Annotated in this window: 17 protein-coding genes; 6 read left to right on the top strand and 11 right to left on the bottom strand. The window is 73.7% G+C overall.

Features of this window, described 5'->3' with window-relative positions:
* Positions 1 to 36 precede the first annotated feature (36 nt).
* On the bottom strand, positions 37 to 2,499 hold the full coding sequence (locus tag ACIQG9_RS13850; protein WP_400401455.1) for a DNA translocase FtsK 4TM domain-containing protein: 2,463 nt from the start codon (positions 2,497 to 2,499) through the stop codon (positions 37 to 39).
* 113 nt (positions 2,500 to 2,612) lie between these two features.
* On the opposite strand from ACIQG9_RS13850, the gene ACIQG9_RS13855 reads away from it, so the two are divergent.
* Complete coding sequence (locus tag ACIQG9_RS13855) at positions 2,613 to 3,089, top strand: YbjN domain-containing protein (protein ID WP_400401457.1); 477 nt, start codon at positions 2,613 to 2,615, stop codon at positions 3,087 to 3,089.
* Positions 3,086 to 4,696, top strand: a complete 1,611-nt coding sequence (locus tag ACIQG9_RS13860) for a YbjN domain-containing protein (RefSeq protein ID WP_400401459.1) — start codon at positions 3,086 to 3,088, stop codon at positions 4,694 to 4,696. The genes ACIQG9_RS13855 and ACIQG9_RS13860 overlap by 4 nt, the downstream gene beginning before the upstream one ends.
* Positions 4,697 to 4,969: 273 nt before the next feature.
* Here the strand turns inward: ACIQG9_RS13860 and ACIQG9_RS13865 are convergent, their stop codons facing one another.
* From ACIQG9_RS13865 to ACIQG9_RS13885, 5 genes are all read right to left on the bottom strand, one after another.
* The gene (locus tag ACIQG9_RS13865; protein ID WP_400401461.1) at positions 4,970 to 6,658 is read right to left on the bottom strand and encodes a ribonuclease J; all 1,689 of its coding nucleotides are present in this window, start codon (positions 6,656 to 6,658) and stop codon (positions 4,970 to 4,972) included.
* A 52-nt stretch (positions 6,659 to 6,710) separates the two neighbouring features.
* A complete protein-coding gene (dapA, locus tag ACIQG9_RS13870) occupies positions 6,711 to 7,637 on the bottom strand; it encodes a 4-hydroxy-tetrahydrodipicolinate synthase (RefSeq protein ID WP_400401463.1) in 927 nt (308 codons plus the stop codon).
* A 46-nt stretch (positions 7,638 to 7,683) separates the two neighbouring features.
* Entirely contained in the window at positions 7,684 to 8,427 is a 744-nt protein-coding gene (gene thyX / locus ACIQG9_RS13875; RefSeq protein ID WP_400401699.1) for an FAD-dependent thymidylate synthase, read from the bottom strand.
* Between the two features lie 79 nt (positions 8,428 to 8,506).
* Positions 8,507 to 9,184: a DUF2752 domain-containing protein gene (locus tag ACIQG9_RS13880; protein ID WP_400401465.1), complete on the bottom strand. Its 678-nt coding sequence runs from the start codon at positions 9,182 to 9,184 to the stop codon at positions 8,507 to 8,509.
* A gap of 4 nt (positions 9,185 to 9,188) precedes the next feature.
* On the bottom strand, positions 9,189 to 10,418 hold the full coding sequence (locus ACIQG9_RS13885) for a winged helix-turn-helix domain-containing protein (RefSeq protein ID WP_400401468.1): 1,230 nt from the start codon (positions 10,416 to 10,418) through the stop codon (positions 9,189 to 9,191).
* A 78-nt stretch (positions 10,419 to 10,496) separates the two neighbouring features.
* On the opposite strand from ACIQG9_RS13885, the gene ACIQG9_RS13890 reads away from it, so the two are divergent.
* Positions 10,497 to 11,048, top strand: a complete 552-nt coding sequence (locus tag ACIQG9_RS13890; protein WP_400401470.1) for a GNAT family N-acetyltransferase — start codon at positions 10,497 to 10,499, stop codon at positions 11,046 to 11,048.
* Here ACIQG9_RS13890 and ACIQG9_RS13895 read toward each other — a convergent pair.
* Positions 10,947 to 12,257 (bottom strand): glycosyltransferase 87 family protein, encoded by a 1,311-nt coding sequence (locus tag ACIQG9_RS13895; protein ID WP_400401472.1) that lies wholly within the window; start codon positions 12,255 to 12,257, stop codon positions 10,947 to 10,949. The genes ACIQG9_RS13890 and ACIQG9_RS13895 overlap by 102 nt on opposite strands.
* Positions 12,258 to 12,293: 36 nt before the next feature.
* Here ACIQG9_RS13895 and ACIQG9_RS13900 point away from each other — a divergent pair, with 36 nt between their 5' ends.
* On the top strand, positions 12,294 to 12,875 hold the full coding sequence (locus ACIQG9_RS13900) for a GNAT family N-acetyltransferase (RefSeq protein WP_400401474.1): 582 nt from the start codon (positions 12,294 to 12,296) through the stop codon (positions 12,873 to 12,875).
* A gap of 204 nt (positions 12,876 to 13,079) precedes the next feature.
* Positions 13,080 to 13,460, top strand: a complete 381-nt coding sequence (locus ACIQG9_RS13905; protein WP_400401476.1) for a VOC family protein — start codon at positions 13,080 to 13,082, stop codon at positions 13,458 to 13,460.
* A gap of 44 nt (positions 13,461 to 13,504) precedes the next feature.
* Here the strand turns inward: ACIQG9_RS13905 and ACIQG9_RS13910 are convergent, their stop codons facing one another.
* The 4 genes from ACIQG9_RS13910 to ACIQG9_RS13925 all read right to left on the bottom strand — a co-directional run bounded on the left by ACIQG9_RS13910 (position 13,505) and on the right by ACIQG9_RS13925 (position 17,842).
* Positions 13,505 to 14,398 (bottom strand): carbohydrate ABC transporter permease, encoded by an 894-nt coding sequence (locus ACIQG9_RS13910; RefSeq protein WP_400401478.1) that lies wholly within the window; start codon positions 14,396 to 14,398, stop codon positions 13,505 to 13,507.
* On the bottom strand, positions 14,395 to 15,519 hold the full coding sequence (locus ACIQG9_RS13915; RefSeq protein ID WP_400401480.1) for a carbohydrate ABC transporter permease: 1,125 nt from the start codon (positions 15,517 to 15,519) through the stop codon (positions 14,395 to 14,397). Before ACIQG9_RS13915 ends, ACIQG9_RS13910 begins: the two co-directional genes overlap by 4 nt.
* Positions 15,520 to 15,584: 65 nt before the next feature.
* Positions 15,585 to 16,835 carry an extracellular solute-binding protein gene (locus ACIQG9_RS13920; protein WP_400401482.1) on the bottom strand — a complete coding sequence of 417 codons (1,251 nt, stop codon included), beginning with the start codon at positions 16,833 to 16,835 and terminating at the stop codon, positions 15,585 to 15,587.
* A gap of 26 nt (positions 16,836 to 16,861) precedes the next feature.
* On the bottom strand, positions 16,862 to 17,842 hold the full coding sequence (locus tag ACIQG9_RS13925; RefSeq protein ID WP_400401484.1) for a LacI family DNA-binding transcriptional regulator: 981 nt from the start codon (positions 17,840 to 17,842) through the stop codon (positions 16,862 to 16,864).
* Positions 17,843 to 17,999: 157 nt separating this feature from the next.
* Here ACIQG9_RS13925 and ACIQG9_RS13930 point away from each other — a divergent pair, with 157 nt between their 5' ends.
* Complete coding sequence (locus ACIQG9_RS13930; RefSeq protein ID WP_400401486.1) at positions 18,000 to 20,105, top strand: glycogen debranching N-terminal domain-containing protein; 2,106 nt, start codon at positions 18,000 to 18,002, stop codon at positions 20,103 to 20,105.
* The last annotated feature ends 59 nt before the right edge of the window (positions 20,106 to 20,164 follow it).

A 20,164-nucleotide genomic window follows, 5' to 3' on the forward strand; every position in this document is an offset into this window, starting at 1 on the left:
GCCGACCCGCGTCCGCCGCCGGGACCCGGTCGCCGGTCAGTCCTCGTCGCCGCGCAGGCCGACCAGGACCTCCTCCAACTCGTCCGGCTTGACCAGGACGTCCCGGGCCTTGGACCCCTCGGACGGGCCGACCACCCCCCGGGTCTCCATCAGGTCCATCAGCCGACCCGCCTTGGCGAAACCGACCCGCAGCTTGCGCTGGAGCATCGAGGTGGAGCCGAACTGCGAGGTGACCACCAGCTCGACCGCCTGCACCAGCAGGTTCAGGTCGTCGCCGATGTCCTCGTCGATCTTCTTCTTGGTGTCCTGCGCCGGGGCCAGCACGTCCGGGCGGAACTCCGGCTCCCGCTGGCCCTTGCAGAACTTCACCACGTCGGCGATCTCACGCTCGGTGACCCAGGCGCCCTGGATCCGGATCGGCTTCGACGCGCCCATCGGCAGGAACAGTCCGTCGCCCCGACCGAGCAGCTTCTCCGCGCCCGGCTGGTCGAGGATGACCCGGGAGTCGGCCAGCGACGAGGTGGCGAACGCCAGCCGGGACGGCACGTTCGCCTTGATCAGGCCGGTCACCACGTCGACCGAGGGCCGCTGGGTGGCCAGCACCAGGTGGATGCCGGCGGCCCGGGCGAGCTGGGTGATCCGGACGACCGAGTCCTCCACGTCGCGCGGGGCGACCATCATCAGGTCGGCCAGCTCGTCGACGATCACCAGCAGGTACGGGTACGGCCGCATCTCCCGCTCGCTGCCCGGCGGTGCCTTGATCTCCCCGTTGCGCACCTTGCGGTTGAAGTCGTCGATGTGCCGGACCCCGTTGGCGGCGAGGTCGTCGTAGCGCATGTCCATCTCGCGGACGACCCACTCCAGCGAGTCGGCCGCCTTCTTGGCGTTGGTCACGATCGGCGTCACCAGGTGCGGGATGCCCTCGTACCCGGTCATCTCGACCCGCTTCGGGTCGATCAGCAGCAGCCGCACCTCGTCCGGGGTGGCCCGGGTCAGGATCGACACCAGCAGGGTGTTGAGGCAGCTCGACTTCCCGGCGCCCGTGGCGCCCGCGATCAGGATGTGCGGCATCTTCGCGAGGTTGGCCACCACGTAGCCGCCCTCGATGTCCTTGCCGAGCGCCACCACCATCGGGTGGTGGTCGCTGGTCGCCACCCGCGAGCGCAGCACGTCGCCGAGCGCGACATTCTCCGGGTCGGTGTTCGGGATCTCCACGCCGACCGCGCTCTTGCCCGGGATCGGGCTGAGGATCCGTACGTCCGGCGACTTCACCGCGTACGCGATGTTGCGGGAGAGCTGGGTGATCCGCTCGACCTTGACGCCGTGGCCCAGCTCGACCTCGTACCGGGTCACCGTCGGGCCCCGGGTGAAGCCGGTGACCTCGGCGTCCACGCCGAACTGGTCGAACACGCCGGTCAGCGCGGCGATCACCTCGTCGTTGGCCTTGCTGCGGGTCTTCGGGGCGGCGCCGCTGCTGAGGATGTTGGCCGGCGGCAGGGTGTAGTCGCCCGCCAGCCCGGTCAGCGCGAGCTGCTCGGCGCGGGTGGGCGGGGCCGAGTGCTCCGGCGGCTCGACCGGCTTGCGGCTGGCGGGCACCCGGTTCGCCGGTCGGCGCGGCAGCACGATGGTCTCCTGGAGGTCGACCTCCGGGCCGACGTCGTCGAAGTCGTCCGGATCCGGCGTCGGCGGCACGGCCTTCCTCGCCGGGCGGCGGCGGGCCGGCTTCGCGGCGGCCGGTTCCTCCTCCTCCGCCGGGGCCGCCGGCGGGGCGACCAGCGTGCCGGCGAGCAGGCCGAGCCGTTCCGGGATCTTGTTGATCGGGGTGGCGGTCACCACCAGCAGGCCGAAGACGAGCAGCAGGATCAGCAGCGGCACCGCCACCCAGGCGGTCACCGCCCGCTCCAGCAGGTCGCCGACCCCGGCCCCGATCAGGCCACCGGCGTAGTCGCGCTGCACCGGGTCGACCGGGTCCTGTCCGATGTGCAGCATCGCCGCGGTGGCGACCAGCATGGAGCCCCAGCCGACCAGCCCCCGGCCCCGGTGCTCCGGATCGGTCGGGGTGCGCATCAGCCGCCAGGCACCGATCATCAACAGCACCGGCACCACGATCGCGATCGCGCCCAGGAAGAGCCGCACGGTGTCGGCGAGCCGGGCGCCGACCGGGCCGGCACCGGAGAACCAGATGCCCACCGCGCTGAGGATGGCGACCCCGAACAGCAGCAGGCCGGCACCGTCGCGGCGGTGCTCCGGATCCAGGTCGCGGGCGGAGGCGGCCTGCCGTCCGGCGGCCCGGAACGCCCAGCCGACGCCGTGCGCCAGCCCCATCCACAGTGCACCGACCGCCCGGCCGACGTAGACCGCCGGGCCGGGCCGGGACGCCGGCCGCCGCCGGGGCGTCGCCCGGGTGGCCTTCTTCGCCGGCTGGCGGGCACGGCTGTTCGTGGTGCCGCGCGGCGACGCGCCGCGTCGCCGGCTCGCCTGAGAGGTACGGCCCGCCATAGAGTCACCGTAACGGCGTGGCCCGGCAGATCGCCGCTTTTCCGGGTCGTGTCCGCGCGTCGCAGCACGGACCACACCCGCAGACGTGTTATTCGCCTCAGAAGGGATGCCCGATGGCGTCGCCGGCATTCGAGGACCGTCCGGACCCGCTGGCCGGCCACCCGCAGGCCCTGCGACCGCTGACCGCCGACCTGGTCGCCGCCGTGCTGGGCAACCGGGGCTACGCCGTCACCACCGATCCGGACGGCGACCTCGTCGGCCGCTGGGACGAGAGCCTGATCTGGTTCCTCCGCCAGGGCACCGACGGTGAGCTGCTCCAGGTCCGCACCATGGCGGGACCGCACTTCGGCATCGAACACGTGCCCGCGCTCTACGCCTTCTGCAACTCGTGGAACCACGACCGGCTCTGGCCCAAGGCGTTCGTGCACGTCGACGACGACGGGCGGGCCCGGATCTGCGGTGAGGTCATCACCGACCTGGAGCGCGGGGTCACCCCGCACCAGCTCGACCAGCTCCTCGACTGCGGCATCTCCACCGGCTGCCAGCTCGCCACCGCCGTCGGCCGGCTCCCCGGCGGGACGAGCGGGTGACCGCCGAGTTCCGGCCCCGCCCCGACGGACCGGCCGCCACCGGCCGGCGGGACCCCGGCCTGGTGGCCGCGCTCGCCGACGCCGGGGACCGGCCCGACGGTGAACCGCGCTTCGCCGAACTCGACCGGATCGCCGCCCGCGCCGACGCGCTCGGCGACGCGCACACCGCGCTGGACGCCCGGTTCGCGCTGGTCGAGGCGTACCTGCGGCACGGCGAGCGGTGGCGGGTGGTCGAGCCGGTGCGCCACTGCCTGGCCGCCGTCGACCGCGCCCCGGGCCTGCTCGACGCGCGCCCCGGCGACGCGGAGCTGCTGCTGCGGCACCTGCGGCACGCGGTGGAGGCCGCCATCGGCACGCCCCGGATCGGCCTGGACCAGGCCCGTGCGCTCCTCGCCGAGCTGGCCGAACGGGCCGGTGCGGAATCCGGCGTGGTCGCCCAGCTACGCTGCCGGCTCGCCGACCACCAGGGCGACGAGCCGACCGCCCGGCGCTGGCACGCCCGGTGGAGCGTCGCCGACCCGGACCCGGTGGCCGGCTGCCCCGGCTGCCTGCCGGCCCGCCGGGCCGAGCTGCTGGCCGGCTGGGGGGACGAGCCGGCCGCGCTGGACGCGTTGCGGCCGGCGCTCGACGGCGCGGTGGACTGCACCGACCAGCCGGAACGGGCCCTGACGGTGGCGCTGCTGCCCTGGCTGCGCACCGGCGAGACGGCACGCGCCGGGCCGGCGCACCTGCGGGCGTACCGGCGGCACCGGCGGGAGCGGACGGCGTTCCCGTACCTCGCCGCGCACCTGCGGTTCTGCGCGCTGGCCGGGCACCCGGAGCGGGGACTGGACATCCTCGCCGAGCAGCTCCCCCGGCTCGACCACCCGTACGACGACCTGTCCGCGATGGAGTTCGCCGCCGCCGGGGCACTGGTCTGCGCGCTCGCCGCCGAGTCCGGCCGGGACGGCCGGCGGCTGCGCCGTCCCGGGTACGGGGATCGGCCCGCCGCCGAACTGGACGTGGCGACGCTCGGCACCGACCTGCTGGCGCTGGCCACCCGGCTGGCGGGCAGCTTCGACGCCCGCAACGGCACCGGGCACCACGCCGGGCGGATCGCCGCCTGGCTGGCCGAGCGACCGGTGGGCGAGCCGGTGCCGCTGCCGGCGGACGACGTGATCACCGACCCGGCCGACGAGCCGTTCCTACCCTCCGCCGAGGAGTTGGCGCCGCTGAGCCTGGCCCTGCTCACCGCCGTGCTGGACCGCCGGGGCGACGTGTACGCGGTGGACGCCGCCGGGGTGGTGGTCGGCCGTTGGGACGAGGCGGTCGTCCAGTTCCGGCAGCTCGGGCGGCGCGGCGAGATCCTGCACGCCCGGGTGGTGGCGGCCCGGCGGCTGCCGGCGGGCCGGCTCGCCGAGGCGTACGAGTTCTGCAACGCCTGGAACCACGACCGGCTGCTGCCGAAGGCGTACGTGCACGAACTGGCCGACGGTGAGCTGGTGCTGGCCGGGGACGTCACCACCGACCTGGCGCACGGGGTGGCCCCGGCCCAGCTCGGCGTGCTGGTCGACGCGGCGGTGGCGACCGGCGTCGCGTACGCCGGGGCGGTCGCCGCGCTGCCCTGACCGTCGCCCGGACAGCTCACCGCCGGGCCCGACCCGCCGCACCGCTGGGGTGGAACCGACACCGGCCGGCGCGTCGCCGTGCCGCTGGACGCCGGCCGGCGCGTGGTCGGCCCGGGAGCGGCCCGAGCCGGCTGTGTCCGGGCGTACCCCGGATCCGGCGCGGCCCCCGACCACCGGGCGGTGGTGATCGGGGACCGCGGTCCGGATCGGGCGGCGACCGGGTGGCCGCAGCCAGCTACCGCCATAGTCGGCCCCGAGCCGGGTACGGCCGGATCAGACCTCGACGACGGTCGGGACGATCATCGGACGGCGGCGGTACGCGTCGTTCACCCAGCGCCCCACGGTGCGCCGGACGATCTGCTGGAGCTGGTGCGGGTCGGTGATCCCGTCCGCCGCGGCCCGGTTCAGCGCCTCGGTGACCAGCGGGATCACCGGGTTGAACGCCTCCGGGTCCTCGGAGAAGCCCTTCGCCGACAGGGTCGGGCCGGCGACCACCTTGCCGGTGACCGAGTCGACCACCACGGTGGTGGCGATGAAGCCACCGTCGCCGAGGATCCGCCGCTCGGTGAGCAGCGACTCGCTCACGTCCCCCACGGCCAGGCCGTCGACGTAGACGTACCGGCTCTTCACGTGCCCGACCAGGCTGGCCCGGCCCTCGACCAGGTCGACCACGTCGCCGTCCTCGCAGATCACCACCCGGTCCGGGGCGACCCCGGACTCGATGCCGAGCCGGGCGTGCGCGCGCAGGTGCCGCCACTCGCCGTGCACCGGCATCAGGTTGCTCGGGCGTACCACGTTGAGCAGGTACAGCAGCTCACCGGCCGGGGCGTGACCGGAGACGTGCACCTTGGCGACGTCCTTGTGCACCACCACCGCGCCGGCCCGGGCCAGCCGGTTGATCACCCGGTAGACCGAGGTCTCGTTGCCGGGCACCAGCGACGACGCCAGCACCACCGTGTCGCCGGGGGCGATGGTGATGTGCCGGTGGTCGCCGCTGGCCATCCGGCCCAACGCGCTCATCGGCTCGCCCTGCGAGCCGGTGGACATCAGCACGATCTGCTCGGGTGGCAGCGTGGTCGCCTCGTCGATCCCGACGACCAGGCCGGCCGGGATGTTGAGCAGGCCGAGGTCCCGGGCGATGCCCATGTTGCGGACCATCGACCGGCCGATCAGCGCGACCTTGCGGCCGTGCTCGACCGCCGAGTCGAAGACCTGCTGCACCCGGTGCACGTGCGAGGCGAACGAGGCGACGATGATCCGCCCCTTCGCCTTCGCGAAGATCGAGTCGAGCACCGGCCCGATCTCCCGCTCCGGGGTGACGAAGCCGGGGATCTCCGCGTTGGTGGAGTCCGACAGCAGCAGGTCGACACCCTCCGCGCCGAGCCGGGCGAAGCCGGCCAGGTCGGTGATCCGGCCGTCCAGCGGGAGCTGGTCCATCTTGAAGTCGCCGGTGTGCAGCACCAGCCCGGCCGGGGTGCGGATGGCCACCGCGAGCGCGTCCGGGATCGAGTGGTTGACCGCGAAGAACTCGCACTCGAACGGCCCCAGCCGCTCCCGCCCGCCCTCCCGCACGGTCAGCGTGTACGGCTGGATCCGCCGCTCGGCCAGCTTCGCCTCGACCAGGGCCAGGGTGAACTGGGAGCCGACCAGCGGGATGTCCGGCTTGTGGGCGAGCAGGTACGGCACCGCGCCGATGTGGTCCTCGTGCCCGTGGGTCAGCACGATGGCCTGGACGTCGTTGAGCCGGTCCAGGATCGGGCCGAAGTCGGGCAGGATCAGGTCCACGCCGGGCTGCTCGACGTCGGGGAAGAGCACCCCGCAGTCGACGATCAGCAGCTTGCCGTCGAACTCGAAGACGGTCATGTTCCGGCCGATGGCGCCGAGTCCGCCGAGCGGGATGATCCGCAGGCCGCCCTCCGGCAGCGGCGGGGGCTGTTCACCCTCGATGTGCGCCTCGGTCACGCGTCCACCTCATTCTGCGACGCCGCAACCCGGCGTCCGTCGTGTCGTTTGATCATTCGGACAGGTCCAGGCCCGCCGCCGCACAGTCGGCGCGGAGCTGGCGTAGTTCGTCGTCGGTGGCGCCCACCAGCGGCGGGCGCACCGGGCCGGCCGGCAGCCCCTGGGCCGCCAGGCCCGCCTTCACCAGGATGGTGCCCTGGGTGCGGAAGATCCCGGTGAACAGCGGCAGCAGCCGCCGGTGCAGGGCCAGCGCGGTGCCGGTGTCGCCCGCCTCGTACGCCTCGATCATCCGCTTGGCGAGAGCGCCGGTGAAGTGGGTCGAGGTGCCGACCAGGCCGACACAGCCGACCGCGAGCGCGGGCAGGGTGAGCGAATCCTCGCCGCTGTAGTAGGCCAGGTCGGTGCGGCTGGTGACCCAGCTCGTCGCGGCCAGGTCACCCTTGGCGTCCTTGACCGCGACGATCCGCTCGTGCGCGGCGAGCCGCACCAGGGTCTCGGTCTCGATCGGCACCCCGGCGCGGTGCGGGATGTCGTAGAGCATCACCGGCAGGCCGGTGGCGTCGGCCACCGCGCTGAAGTGCCCGACCAGGCCGGCCTGTGGCGGCTTGTTGTAGTACGGGGTGACCACCAGCAGGCCGTGCGCGCCGGCCTTCTCCGCCGAGGCGGCCAGCTCGATGGTGTGCCGGGTGTCGTTGGTGCCGACGCCGGCCACGATCTGTGCCCGGTCGCCCACCGCCTCCGCCACCGCCCGGATCAGGGTCTCCTTCTCCGCGTCGGTGGTGGTCGGCGACTCACCGGTGGTGCCGTTGAGCACCAGTGCGTCGTTGCCCTGCTCGTCGACGAGGTGGGCGGCGAGGCGCACGGCACCGTCGAGGTCGAGGGACCCGTCGGCGGTGAACGGGGTCACCATCGCCGTGAGCAGTCGCCCGAACGGGCGCGCAGCGCCCCGGTCGGGGGCGGCAGGGTGGTCGTGCGTCATGCTCACAACCTAGCGGACGACCACCGGGCGTCCGGTGGGGAAGGGCTCAGGACGACAGTGCGTGCGGGCTGGTCGCCACCTCGGTGCCGTCGGGCAGGGTGGCGACGACGAAGTCGGCGAACACGTTCGGGGCGACCCGCTGGAGCTGCCGCAGGCACTCCACGGCCAGCTCCCGGATCTCCACGTCGGCGTGCTCGGTGGCCCGCATCCCGATGAAGTGCCGCCAGGCCCGGTAGTTGCCGGTCACCACGATCCGGGTCTCGGTGGCGTTGGGCAGCACCGCCCGGGCCGCCTGCCGCGCCTGCTTGCGGCGCAGCGTCGGGTTCGGCTCGTCGGCGAACCGCTGCTCCAGCCCCTCCAGCAGCTCGGTGTACGCCCGGACGCTGGCCTCGGCCGCCTCGACGAACCGCTTGTGCAGCTCCGGGTCGGCGGCGATCACCGCCGGCTCGACCATGGCGGCGTCCCGCTCCGGGACGTACCGCTGGGAGAGCTGGGAGTAGGAGAAGTGCCGGTGCCGGATCAGCTCGTGGGTGAGGGAGCGGGACACCCCGGAGAAGTAGAAGCTCACCGAGCCGTGCTCCAGCACCGACAGGTGGCCGACCTCCAGGATGTGCGCCAGGTAGCCGGCGTTGGTGGCGGTGGCCGGGTTCGGCTTCTTCCAGCTCTGGTAGCAGGCCCGGCCGGCGAACTCGGCGAGCGCCTGGCCGCCCTCGGCGTCGGTCGACCACGGCACCTCGTCCGGGGCCTGGAACTGGGTCCACGCGATCAGCTTGACCTGGGGCTGCACCATCTCCGGCATGCCTGGGACTGTAGTGGCCGGGCGGGCTGCGGGGAAAGTTGGGCTCGCGGGCGGTGACGCCGCCCACGGCTCAGACGTACAGGGCGGTGAACGGGGCCCAGGGCAGGTTGCGCAGCACCGAGAAGGCGAGCCAGACGGCCAGGAAACCGCCGATCACCGGGGAGCTGAGCCGCAGCTCGGGCAGCCGCCAGCCGAACGCCTGCCGGCCGGCCCAGGCGACGAAGAGGTACGCCAGGAAGGGCAGCGCGAAGACGAAGAGGAAGTGGTGCCGGGCGGCGGCCGGCAGGTCGCCGTGCAGCACGTACCACAGCGCGCGGGTGCCCCCGCAGCCCGGACAGTCCAGCCCGGTGACCAGCTTGAGCAGGCAGCTCGGGGCGGCGTCCGGGTCGCTGGTGGTCGGGTCGCTGACCAGCGCGTACGCCATCCCCGCGGCGACGCAGCCGAGCGCCGCCAGGGGCACCGCCCAACGCGGCGAGCGGGCGTGCAGCCGGAGCACGAAGCGGGTGATCCGGTCCGGCTCGGCCGGCTGCCAGGCCACCGGCGGCCCGGCCGACCAGGATCCGGGCGGCACCGCGCCGGACGTACCGCCCCCGGCCCAGCCGCCCGCCCCGGCAGTGCCGTCGACCGCGGGTGACGGGGCGTCGGCCGCCGTCGTACCGCCCCCGGCCGGGGTGGCGCCGCTCGGCGCGAGGCCGACCGACGTCGGGTTCGTGTCCTGCGCCGGGCCCGGCCCGTCAACGCTCGTCACGGGCTCACGGTACACCGGTGAGGCTGCGCAACGCGGCGGCCAGCGGACCGGCGAGGTCCCCGCCGACGGGCGGGGCGACCGCGTCCAGGCCGAGCCAGCCGGCGAGCCGGTGCAGCTCGGCGGCGAGCGCCACGGCGGTCTCCCCCGGGTCGACGCCGGGCTCCTGCCAGGCCGCCGGCACCAGCAGCACCCGGGCCTTCCGGTCGGCCTTGAGGTCGACCCGGGCGGTGAAGCGTTCCCCCTGGAGGAAGGGCAGCACGTAGTAGCCGTGCACCCGCTGCGGGGCCGGCACGTAGATCTCGATCCGGTAGCCGAAGCCGAAGAGCCGCTCGGTGCGGGCCCGCTCCCAGACCAGCGGGTCGAACGGGCTGACCAGGGTGTGGTGGCGGACCCAGCGGGGCAGCCGGGCGTCGGCGTGCCGCCAGGCCGGCTGCCGCCAGCCCGGCACCGTCACCGGCACCAGCTCGCCGGCCTCGACCAGTTCGGCGACGGCCTGCCGGGCCCCGGCCAGCGGGAGCCGGAAGTAGTCCCGCAGCTCCGGCTCGGCGGCCACCCCCAGCGACCGGGCGGCCACCCCGACCAGGGTGCGGTACGCCTCGGCGTCGGTCGGGGTGGGAGCGGCCAGGACGGCCGCCGGGAGCACCCGTTCGGGCAGGTCGTAGCGGCGGGCGAAGGAGGTGGTCCGGTCGGCGGCGGTGACCTCGCCGGCCCAGAACAGGAACTCCAGCGCCCGCTTCACCGCCGACCAGTTCCACCCCCAGTTGCCGGTCTCCCGGGGCGCGTCGTGCTCGATCTCGGCGGCGGTCAGCGGCCCACGGGCGGCCACCTCGGCACGGACCCAGGCGACCAGCTCGGGCTGTTCCTGGGCGATCCGCCGCATGCCGCCCCAGGCGTCGGAGCGGGCCTTGGCCATCCGCCACCGCAGCGCGGCGTGCAGACCCACCGGCACCAGCGACGCCTCGTGCCCCCAGTATTCGAACAGCTCCCGGGGGCGGCGGTAGGCGGCGGTGTCCAGCAGGGCCGTCGGGTAGGGCCCGAGCCGGCTGTAGAGCGGCAGGTAGTGCGCCCGTTGCAGCACGTTGACCGAATCCATCTGGATCAGCCCGACCCGGTCGAGGACCCGGCGCAGGTGCCGGCGGGTGGGCACCCCGACGGGCGTCGGGTCGGCGAAGCCCTGGGCGGCGAGCGCCACCCGCCGGGCCTGGGCGAGGGAGAGCGATTCCGGTGCGGTCATCGCCGCCGACCCTAAACCAGCGGTACGACGCCGGAGCGGACACTGGACCGACCGCCCGCCGAGGCATAGAACGGACACATGCTCACCATCCGCCGCGAGGAGCCGGACGACGCCGAGGCGATCGCCCGGGTGCACATCCACGGCTGGCAGGCCGGCTACGCCGGGATCATGCCGGACGAGGTGCTGGCCCGGCTCAACCCGGTGGCCTGGGCGCAGCGCCGGCGGGACCTGGGCACCGCCGACCCGGAGCACCCGTTCACCACCCTGCTCGCCGAGGTGGACGGGGTGCCGGCCGGCTTCACCACCTTCGGGCCGTACCGCAACAACCAGGACCGGGGCGACCTGGACCCGACCCTCGGCGAGGTGGTGGCGATGTACGTGGAGCCGGCGCACTGGGGCGACGGGACCGCACGGGCCCTGCTCGCCGCCGCCCGGGACGGGCTGGTGGCGCGCGGTTGGCGGGAGTACCGGCTGTGGGTGCTGGCGGGCAACGTCCGGGCCCGCCGCTTCTACGAGCGGGCCGGGCTGTCAGCCGACGGGGAGCGGTCCCGCTACCCGGTGCCGCTCGCCGGTGGACGTCCCCCGGTCTGCCTCGACGAGCTGCGGTACGTCGGCCGGCTCGCCGGCTGACCCGGCCGGTCGCGCGGGTCCGACCGGCCGGCCGCCGACCGGCGCGGCCCAGGTGCGGATCGGCGGCAGCACCAGCAGCGCGAGGCTGATCCAGACGTAGGTGTTGCTGCCCAGGAAGCCGTCCACGCCGGTGAAGTCCTTCTCCCAGGCCCAGACGATCCGGCTGCACAGCAGCCCGTAGGCGACCACCGCGAAGGCCAGCAGGACACGCCGCCGGCGGCTGCCGGCGGGCGCGGCGACGGCGTTGTCGACCAGCAGGATCAGCCCCGGGATCAGCCAGACCAGGTGGTGCACCCAGGTGACCGGGCTGACCAGGCACATCAGCGCGCCGGTCAGGGCCAGCCCGGTGGCCTCGTCGCCGAGCCGCGCGGCGGCGCGGGCACGCCACGCCCAGACGACCAGGGTGGCGAGCACCAGCACCAGCCAGGCCAGGCTGCTCGGGTGCTCCGGGTGCAGCCGGGCCACCATCCCGCGCAGCGACTGGTTGGAGACGAAGGCCAGCTCGCCGACCCGGTCGGTGTTCCACAGCGCCGAGGTCCAGAACTCCCGGGTGGCGTCGGGGAAGAGCGCGGCGGCGAGCAGCGTCGCGGCGACCGCGGCGGCGACCGCGGTGACCGCGGCCCGGAACCGTCGGGTGATCAGCAGGTAGACGATGAAGACGCCCGGGGTCAGCTTGATCGCGGTGGCCAGGCCGATACCGACCCCGGCCCACCGGTTGCCGGCCGGCAGCAGCCGCAGCAGGTCGAGCGCGACCAGGAAGAGCAGCAGCATGTTGACCTGGCCGAAGTTGACCGTCTCCCGCATCGGCTCGAACGCGGCGGCCAGGCAGAGCGCCACCGCCAGGACGAACCACCGGGTCCAGCCGGCCCGCCGGGCGACCGGGTCGAGCAGCCACCAGATCAGCACCGCGCTGACCAGCACGCTGGCGGCCACGCTCACGGTGATCGCGACCGGCCACGGCAGGTACGCCATGGGCAGCATCACCAGGGCCGCGAACGGTGGGTAGGTGAAGCCGTACTGGGTGCCGGGCTTGAGGTAGTCGTAGATCTCGCCGTGGTCGTGGACCCAGAAATCCAGCGCGCCGTAGTAGACCTTGAGGTCGAAGAAGCCGTGCCGGACGGCTGCCACGGAGAGGAAGGCGGCCACCGCGACGGCGAGCACGACCACCCCCACGACCTGCCCGGCCGTCCGCTTGGCACCCTGCGCCACCGTCGTCTCCCTCGCTGTGCCCTAGGCTTTCGTGCCATGGCTCTGGGGTACGTCCGCCCGGCGCGTCCGGAGGACGCCGCCGAGATCGCCCGTGTCCAGCTCGCGACCTGGCGGGTCGCGTACCGCCGGATCCTGCCCCGACACGTGCTCGACAACCTCGACGAGGCGTGGCTCGCCCGGCGGTGGAGCGCGGCGGTGCAGGAGCCGCCCTCGGGCGCGCACCGGGTGCTGGTCGCCGTCGAACAGGCCGAGCAATCCTATCTGGTGGGGTTCGCCGCTTCCGGGCCGGCGGACGCCGAGGCGCTCGCCCCGGGCGAGCCGGCGGACGCGCTGGGCACCGGGGTGGCCGCGGTGACCGACCTGCTGGTCGAGCCGCGCTGGGGCCGGCGCGGGCACGGCAGCCGGCTGCTCGCCGCCGCCGTGGACGGTTGGCGGGAGGACGGCCTCACCCACGCGGTGGCCTGGGCGTTCGACGGTGACGAGGCGACCCGGAAGTTCCTCACCAGCACCGGCTGGGAGCCGGACGGCGCGGCCCGGGCGTTGGACGTGGACGACATGCTCGTCCCCCAGCTCCGGCTGCACGTCGCGGTCCCCGGCGAGCCGACCGACGGGTCCTGACCGGCCGCCGCACCGCGCGCCGGGCGGGCCGATGTCGGCGGTCGCCCCTAGGGTGACCACATGGCCGCAGTCACCACGCCCCGGCCGGCCCGCGCCGCCGGGCCGGACCGCGCCGGGCGGCGGGCGGATCCACCGGGCCGGCCCGGTTCCGCCGGCCGGGCCGGTCTTCCCCGGCCGGCAGCCGATCCGGAGTAGGAGACGATCATGTTCAGGGAGACGAAGGCGTTCAGTGGCTTCTCGGTGGACGACACCGACCGGGCCCGGGAGTTCTACGAAGGCACCCTCGACCTGCGGGTGTCGCAGTCGGGCGGCCCGGGTGGCCTGCTGATGCTGCACCTCGCCGGCGATCGGGACGTGGTGGTCTACCCCAAGGCGGACCACCTCCCGGCGGTCTTCACCGTGCTCAACTTCCCGGTGGACGACGTCGACCGGGCGGTCGACGAGCTGACCGCCCGGGGGGTGCGGTTCGCGCGCTACCCGGGGCTGCCGCAGGACGACCGGGGGATCATGCGCGACAACGGGCCGACGATCGCCTGGTTCACCGACCCGGCCGGCAACATCCTGTCGGTGATCGAGCAGGGGTGACCGGCGCGGTTCCCGGCGGCGCACCGGGAACCGCGCCGGCCGGGTCAGCCCTTGTCCGCGCCCTCGTTGGCGTCCCGGACGAAGTACCGCTGGAAGACCACGAAGATGATCGCCACCGGGATGGTGGCCAGCAGCGCCGCGCCCAGCTTCAGCGGATACTGGGTGCCCTTGCCGAGTGAGCCGCTGACCAGGTCGGCCAGCCCACGCGGCAGGGTGAACAGGCCCGGGTCCTGGACGGCGACCAGGCTGTGCGGGAACTCGTTCCAGGAGCTCTGGAACGACAGGATGGTCAGGGTGATCAGCGCCGGCTTCGCCATCGGCAGCACCACCGACCAGTAGGTGCGGAAGACGCCGGCACCGTCGATCCGGGCCGCCTCCTCCACGCTGACCGGCACCGACTCGAAGAACTGTTTCATGATGAACACGCCGGCCGCGTCGGCGAGCAGCGGCACGATCAACCCGGCGTAGCTGTTGTAGATGCCGAGCTGGTTGAGCACGAGGAACTTCGGGATCAGCAGCACCACGCCGGGCACCGCCATCACCGCGATGACGGCGGCGAACAGCCCGGAGCGGCCCTTGAACCGCAGCCGGGCCAGGGCGTACCCGGCGAGCGAGTCGAGGAAGACCCGACCGAGGGTGACCAGCACGGTCACCAGCAGCGAGTTGCCGAGCCAGAGCGGGAAGTTGGTGCCCGCGAAGATCCGTTCGAAACCGGCGAGGGTCACCGGGTCGGGCAGCGGCGAGAGCGGGTTGGCCGCCGCGTCCGGTTCGGTCTTGAACGAGTTGCCGAGCTGGATGACGAACGGATAGAGGAAGACCAACCCGAAGAAGATCAGGATGGCGTACCCGAGGAACCGGCTGACCAGGGCGTGGGGGCCGTGGTCGGGGCGCGACCGGGCGGGTGCCGGGGCCGGTGGCCGGTCGGTGCGCGTGGTCATGACGACGACCTCCCGAGCAGTCGACGCCACCGGCCACGCCGGGGCGCGTCGTCGTCCCGCTCGGCCAGCAACCGGCGCTGCACCACCGTCAGCACGATGATGATCAGGAAGAGCACGAACGAGATGGCCGCCCCGGAGCCGTAGTCGAACTCGCGGAACGCGGTCCGGTACGACAGGTACGCCGGGGTGACCGTGGTCTTGGCCGGATCACCCTGGCTCATCACGTACACCTGGTCGAAGACCTGCCAGGAGCCGATCAGGCCGAGGGTGAGCACCAGGAACATGGTCGGCCGGATCATCGGCAGGGTGAGGTGCCGGAACCGCTGCCAGCGGGTCGCGCCGTCCAGGGTGCTGGCCTCCTCCAGCGCCACCGGGACGTTCTGGAGGGCGGCCAGGAACATCAGCATGAACGTGCCGGAGGTGGTCCAGACGACCAGCGCGATGAGGGAGACCATCGCGACGCTCGGCCCGGACAGCCAGTCCCACCAGCTCAACCCGAACGGCCCGCCGTCGGCGAGGGCGGCCGGCGCGGTGTCCACCCCGACCACGCCGAGCAGCAGGTGCAGCACGCCCCGGGGGTCGGCGAACCACTGCGGCCCGGAGATCCCGAACACGGCCAGCAGTTGGTTGACCGCACCGGAGTTGGCGAACAGGAAGAGGAAGACCACGCTGATCGCCACCGAGCTGGTGACCGACGGGAAGTAGAAGGCGCTGCGGAAGAACGCCTTGCCCTTGAGCATCCGGTTGTTGACCACCAGGGCGAGCCCGAGGGCCAGCGCGGTCTGCGCGGGCACCACGATCGCCACGTAGTAGGCGTTGTTGCGGATGCTGGTCATGAAGTCGCGGCGGGCCAGCCCGTCCTCGGTGAACAGGCTGGTGTAGTTGTCCGCCCCGACGAACGGCACCCGGCCGGTGAACGGGCTGCCCTGGCCGTTCCAGTCGGTGAGGCTCACCCAGAACGCCATCAGGATCGGCAGCAGCATGAACAGCCCGAGGATCACGATCACCGGGGCGACGAACAGCCAGCCGGCGACGTTCTCGTTGCCTCGGATGCCGCGTCCCGGGCGACGCGGCGGGCGGGTGGTCGCGGTGGCCGGTGCCGCGAGTGCTTCGGTTGCCATCTCCCCTCCTTCGACTCGCGCGGGTTCCGGGGCGCGCCGTCGGTGCCGGCGCGCCCCGGTCGCCGTCAGCTACCGCCGAGCGCCGCCTTGGCGTTCTTGTCGAAGTTGCCGAGGATGGTCTTCGGGTCGCTGCTGGCCAGCCCCTGCAGGCCGGTGTCCAGGTCGCTGACGACGCTGTCCATCTTCGGGGCGTTCACCGGGCCCTGGGCGTACTCGGCGCCGTCGATGAACGGCTTGTCCGCCGGGAAGGCGGCGGTGTACTGGTCGCGGACGGACTGCCGGGACGGCATCACGCCGAACGCCTTGGCGAAGGCCATCTGCTGGTCACCGGCGGTCATCGCCTCGACGAACTTGATCGCCTGGTCCTTGTACTTCGACTTCGCCGCGATGCCCCAGCACTGGGTGAAGGAGAGCGTGCCCTGCCCCTTCGGCCCGGCGGGCAGCGGGACGACCTTGTACTTCACGTTCGGGAAGTCGTTCTGCAGGGCACCCTTGATCCAGTTGCCCTCGATGGTCATCACGGCCTTGCCCTTGCCGAACGCCTCACCGGACCAGCCGGCGTCGAGCTGCTTGGGGTAGCGGGCCAGCCCCTCGGTGAGCAGCGACTTGACGTACGTGAGGGCGGCCAGGTTCTCCGGGGTGTCGGCGGTGGGCTGCTTGCCGTCGGCGCTGAGCAGCCAGCCGCCGTTCTGCACCAGGAAGGCGCCGATCCGGTCCCGGGTGTCGCCGAGCGCCAGCGGCACCTGACCCTTCGCCTTGATCTTCTTGGCGCTGGCGGTGAGCTGGTCCCAGTTGGTCGGGATGTCGGCGTCGGTCAGGCCGGCCTTCGCCCACAGGTCGGTGTTGATCTGGAGGGCCAGGGTGGAGAAGTCCTTCGGCGCGCAGTACAGCTTGCCGTCGTAGGTGAACGTGGTGCGCAGGCTCTCATAGAAGTCCGCCGAGTTGGCGACCTTGTCGCCGTACGGCTCCAGCGCGCCGACGCTGGCGTAGTCGGCGAACCGGGCCGCGTCGACGTAGAAGACGTCCGGCGGGGTGCCGCCGGCGAGGGCCTGGCCGAGCTGCTGGGTGAGGTCCTGGGCCGGGGTGACGGTGGCCTGGTTGCCCGAGCTGCCGGCCCACTTGGCGGCGGCCTCCTGCACCGCCTTGGTCTCGGCGTCCCCGGAGGAGCCGATCAGGATCTGCAGGTTGGCCGGGCCGCTGGACTGTGCGGCGTCGGTGCTGTCGTCGTCGAACCCGCTGCCGCAGGCGGCGGAGCCGAACAGCGCGACGGCGGCGAGGCCGGCCACCGCCGCGCGGGTGAGGGATCGAGGTGCCATCGGTTTCTCCTGGGTGGGGATGGGTGTCAGGCGGTGTGCCGCAGAACCAGCGAGGGCTGGAGCAGCACGGGGGCAGGGGTCCGCCGGGGTCCGTCGAGCACGGCGGTGAGCAGGTCGACGCAGCGGGCGGCGGCGTCGCCGAGGGGTTGGCTGACACTGGTCAGCCCGATCGCGGCGGCGACCGGGGTGTCGTCGAAGCCGATCACGGACACGGGCGGCTCGACGGCGCGGGCGGCCTGGAGGGCGCCCAGGGCGAGGGAGTCGCTGGCGCAGACCAGTGCGGTCGGCGGCGTGGCGGCGGCGAGCAGGTCGCGGGCGGTGTGTTCGCCCTCGGCGATGCCGTCGGCGGTCTCCCGGTCCAGCCCGGTCGGGTCCACGTCGACCTCGCGCAGGGTGTCCCGCCAGCCGGAGCGCCGGTCGTCGCCGACGCCGGAGCCGGCGGGCCAGCCGATCCAGCCGATCCGCCGGTGACCGGCGGTGAGCAGGTGCCGGGTGGCCTGGGCGGTGCCCTCGGCGCCGTCCACGTCGACCCAGCAGTGCGCGTCCGGGTCGTCCCAGGGCCGGCCGAAGGTGACGAACGGCACGCCCCGGGCGGCGAGCCAGGCGGTACGCGGGTCGCCGTGGTCGGTGCCGGTGAGCACGAAGCCGTCGAGGTCGTACGCGCCGAGCAGGTCGTCGTAGGTGGCGATCTCCCGCTGCGGGTCGGCGGCGGTGTAGAGCATCGTGCGGTAGCCGGCCACCTCGGCGGTCTCGGTGAGGCCGTGCAGGAAGCGGTCGAGCACCGAGCCGTTGATCCCGTCCCGGGTGGGCTCGATCCGGACCGCGATCAGCCGGGAGCGGCCGGTGCGCATCTGTCGGGCGGCCTGGTTGGCGCGGTAGCCGAGGGCGATGATGGCGTCCTGGACCCGCTGCCGGGTCTCCTCGCGGACGATATGCGGCGCGTTGATGACGTTGGAGACGGTTTGCCGGCTCACCTGAGCGTGCCGGGCCACCGTTGCGATGGTCACCTTTTCTGCCACCTGATACCTCTCGCCATCTTGAACGATCCAATTCGGATACGGCACTATTAGATCGTTCAAGTTTCTGGAATGTTTCGCACTTTGCACGGCCCCGGACGGCTTGTCAAGATGTCGTCCGCACCCGAGATGATCTGGAGTCGAAGTCGTGACCGAACGCCACCTCCAACCCCTGCTGCACGATCTGGTCGGGGTGGTCCTCGCCCCCACCAGCGCGCTGGGTGACCGGGCCGGGCAGATCCGCCCGGCCGGCGTCCAGGGCGTCTTCCACGCCGACGCCCGGGTGCTCTCCCGCGCCGAACTGCGCGTCGACGACCGCGAACCGGAGGCCGTGACCCACGGCGTCGACGGCCCGCACGGTGCCCGTTTCGTCGGGCTCGCCCGCTGGCTGGGCGACCCCGGCCCCGACCCGACCGTCCGGGTCGAGCGGGTCCGTCGGGCCGGACCGCACGGGATCGACGAGGAACTGAGCGTCATCTCCACCGCCGCCGCCCCGGTCCACGCCACGGTCAGCGTCGAACTCGGCTGCGACCTGGCCCCGATCGCGGTGGTGAAGTCCGGCGCCGGCGCCACCCCACTGGGCGCGAAGCTCGGCCGGCCCGGCGAGCTGAGCTGGACGGCCGACGACATCACCGTCACCGTCACCGCCGAGGACGCCCAGGTCGACGCCGACGGGGCACGGGCCACCGCGCCCCGGCTGGTCTGGCCGGTCGCGCTGCCCGCCCGTGGCCGGGTGACGCTGCGCTGGCGGCTGCGGGTCGACGACCCGCGCGCCGTGGTCGCCGCCGTGACCAGCGAGCCGAGCTGGTCCCGGCCCGAGGTACGCGCCGACGACCGGCGGCTGGCCCGGCTGCTCGACCGCTCCCTGGACGACCTGCGCGCGCTGCGGCTCACCGACACCGTGCAGCGGCAGGACGTCTTCCTCGGCGCCGGGGTGCCCTGGTTCCTCACCCTCTTCGGCCGGGACAGCCTCTGGGCGGCCCGGATGATGCTGCCGCTCGGCACCGAACTGGCCGCCGGCACGCTGCGGGTGCTGGCCCGCCGGCAGGGCAGCCGGATCGACCCGGCCACCGGCGAGGCGCCCGGCAAGATCCTGCACGAGCTGCGGCGCGACGAGTTCCAGCTCCCCGACGAGGGGGTCCGGCTGCCCCCGGCCTACTTCGGCACCGTCGACGCCACCATGCTCTGGGTGGCGCTGCTGCACGACGCCTGGCGCTGGGGGCTCGCCGCCGACCAGGTCGAACCGCTGCTGCCGCACCTGGAGGCGGCGCTGCACTGGCTCGGTGACCACGCCGACGCCGACGGCGACGGCCTCGTCGAGTACGTCGACACCACCGGCCACGGCCTGGCCAACCAGGGCTGGAAGGACTCCGGCGACTCCATCCGGTTCCGCGACGGCCGGCTCGCCGCGCCGCCCATCGTGCTGGCCGAGGTGCAGGGGTACGCCTACCAGGCCGCGATGAACGGCGCCGACCTGCTCGACGCCTTCGGCCGGCCCGGCGCCGACCGTTGGCGCGGGTACGCCGCCCGGCTGGCGGACACCTTCCGGGCCTCGTTCTGGGTCGACGGCGGCGCGGACGGCCCCCGACCCGCCCTCGCCCTGGACCGGGACAAGCGCCCCGTCGACTCCCTGACCAGCAACATCGGTCACCTGCTCGGCACCGGCCTGCTCTCGGCCGAGGAGGAGGCCCGGGTGGCGGCCCTGCTCGCCGCCGACTCGCTGAGCGGCGGGTTCGGGCTGCGGACCATGTCCACCGACGACGCCGGGTTCAGCCCGCTGTCGTACCACTGCGGGTCGGTCTGGACCCACGACACCGCGATCGTGCTGGCCGGGCTGGCCCGGGGCGGCTTCCACCGGGCCGCCCTCGGCCTGGCCGAGGGGCTGCTCGGCGCCGCCGAGGCGTTCGACTACCGGCTGCCCGAACTGCACGGCGGTGACGCCCGCGACCTGCTCGGCCGGCCGGTGCCGTACCCGGCGGCCTGCCGGCCGCAGGCGTGGTCGGCGGCGTCGGCGGTGCTGCTGCTCCAGGCCGGCGCCGGCCTGCACCCCGACGTGCCGAACGGGCGGGTCTCCGTGCGTCCCCTCGCCGGACCGGAGTTCGGCGCGCTGACCGTCCGGGGGCTCCGGGTGGCCGGCGTCCCGGTCGACGTGCACGTCGACCACACCGGCCAGCCCACGGTCACCGGCCTCCCCGCCGGCCTGCACCTCACCCCCACCATCCCCGCTCCCCGACCCGCCCCCGCCGCTCACTGACCCACGCCCACCCGCCCGCGTCGATCATGGAGTTCACAGTGCCGTCAGCTCCATGATCG

Source organism: Micromonospora sp. NPDC092111 (assembly GCF_044755745.1).
Lineage (GTDB): Bacteria > Actinomycetota > Actinomycetes > Mycobacteriales > Micromonosporaceae > Micromonospora.

Coding starts and splice junctions, on each gene's coding strand:
- thyX (WP_400401699.1), bottom strand. CDS start 8,427: ATGGTGCAGCCCCAGGTCAAGCTGATCGCGTGGACCCAGTTCCAGGCC.
- ACIQG9_RS13890 (WP_400401470.1), top strand. CDS start 10,497: ATGCTCACCATCCGCCGCGAGGAGCCGGACGACGCCGAGGCGATCGCC.
- ACIQG9_RS13900 (WP_400401474.1), top strand. CDS start 12,294: ATGGCTCTGGGGTACGTCCGCCCGGCGCGTCCGGAGGACGCCGCCGAG.
- ACIQG9_RS13905 (WP_400401476.1), top strand. CDS start 13,080: ATGTTCAGGGAGACGAAGGCGTTCAGTGGCTTCTCGGTGGACGACACC.
- ACIQG9_RS13850 (WP_400401455.1), bottom strand. CDS start 2,499: ATGGCGGGCCGTACCTCTCAGGCGAGCCGGCGACGCGGCGCGTCGCCG.
- dapA (WP_400401463.1), bottom strand. CDS start 7,637: ATGACGCACGACCACCCTGCCGCCCCCGACCGGGGCGCTGCGCGCCCG.
- ACIQG9_RS13910 (WP_400401478.1), bottom strand. CDS start 14,398: ATGACCACGCGCACCGACCGGCCACCGGCCCCGGCACCCGCCCGGTCG.
- ACIQG9_RS13920 (WP_400401482.1), bottom strand. CDS start 16,835: ATGGCACCTCGATCCCTCACCCGCGCGGCGGTGGCCGGCCTCGCCGCC.
- ACIQG9_RS13915 (WP_400401480.1), bottom strand. CDS start 15,519: ATGGCAACCGAAGCACTCGCGGCACCGGCCACCGCGACCACCCGCCCG.
- ACIQG9_RS13885 (WP_400401468.1), bottom strand. CDS start 10,418: ATGACCGCACCGGAATCGCTCTCCCTCGCCCAGGCCCGGCGGGTGGCG.
- ACIQG9_RS13855 (WP_400401457.1), top strand. CDS start 2,613: ATGGCGTCGCCGGCATTCGAGGACCGTCCGGACCCGCTGGCCGGCCAC.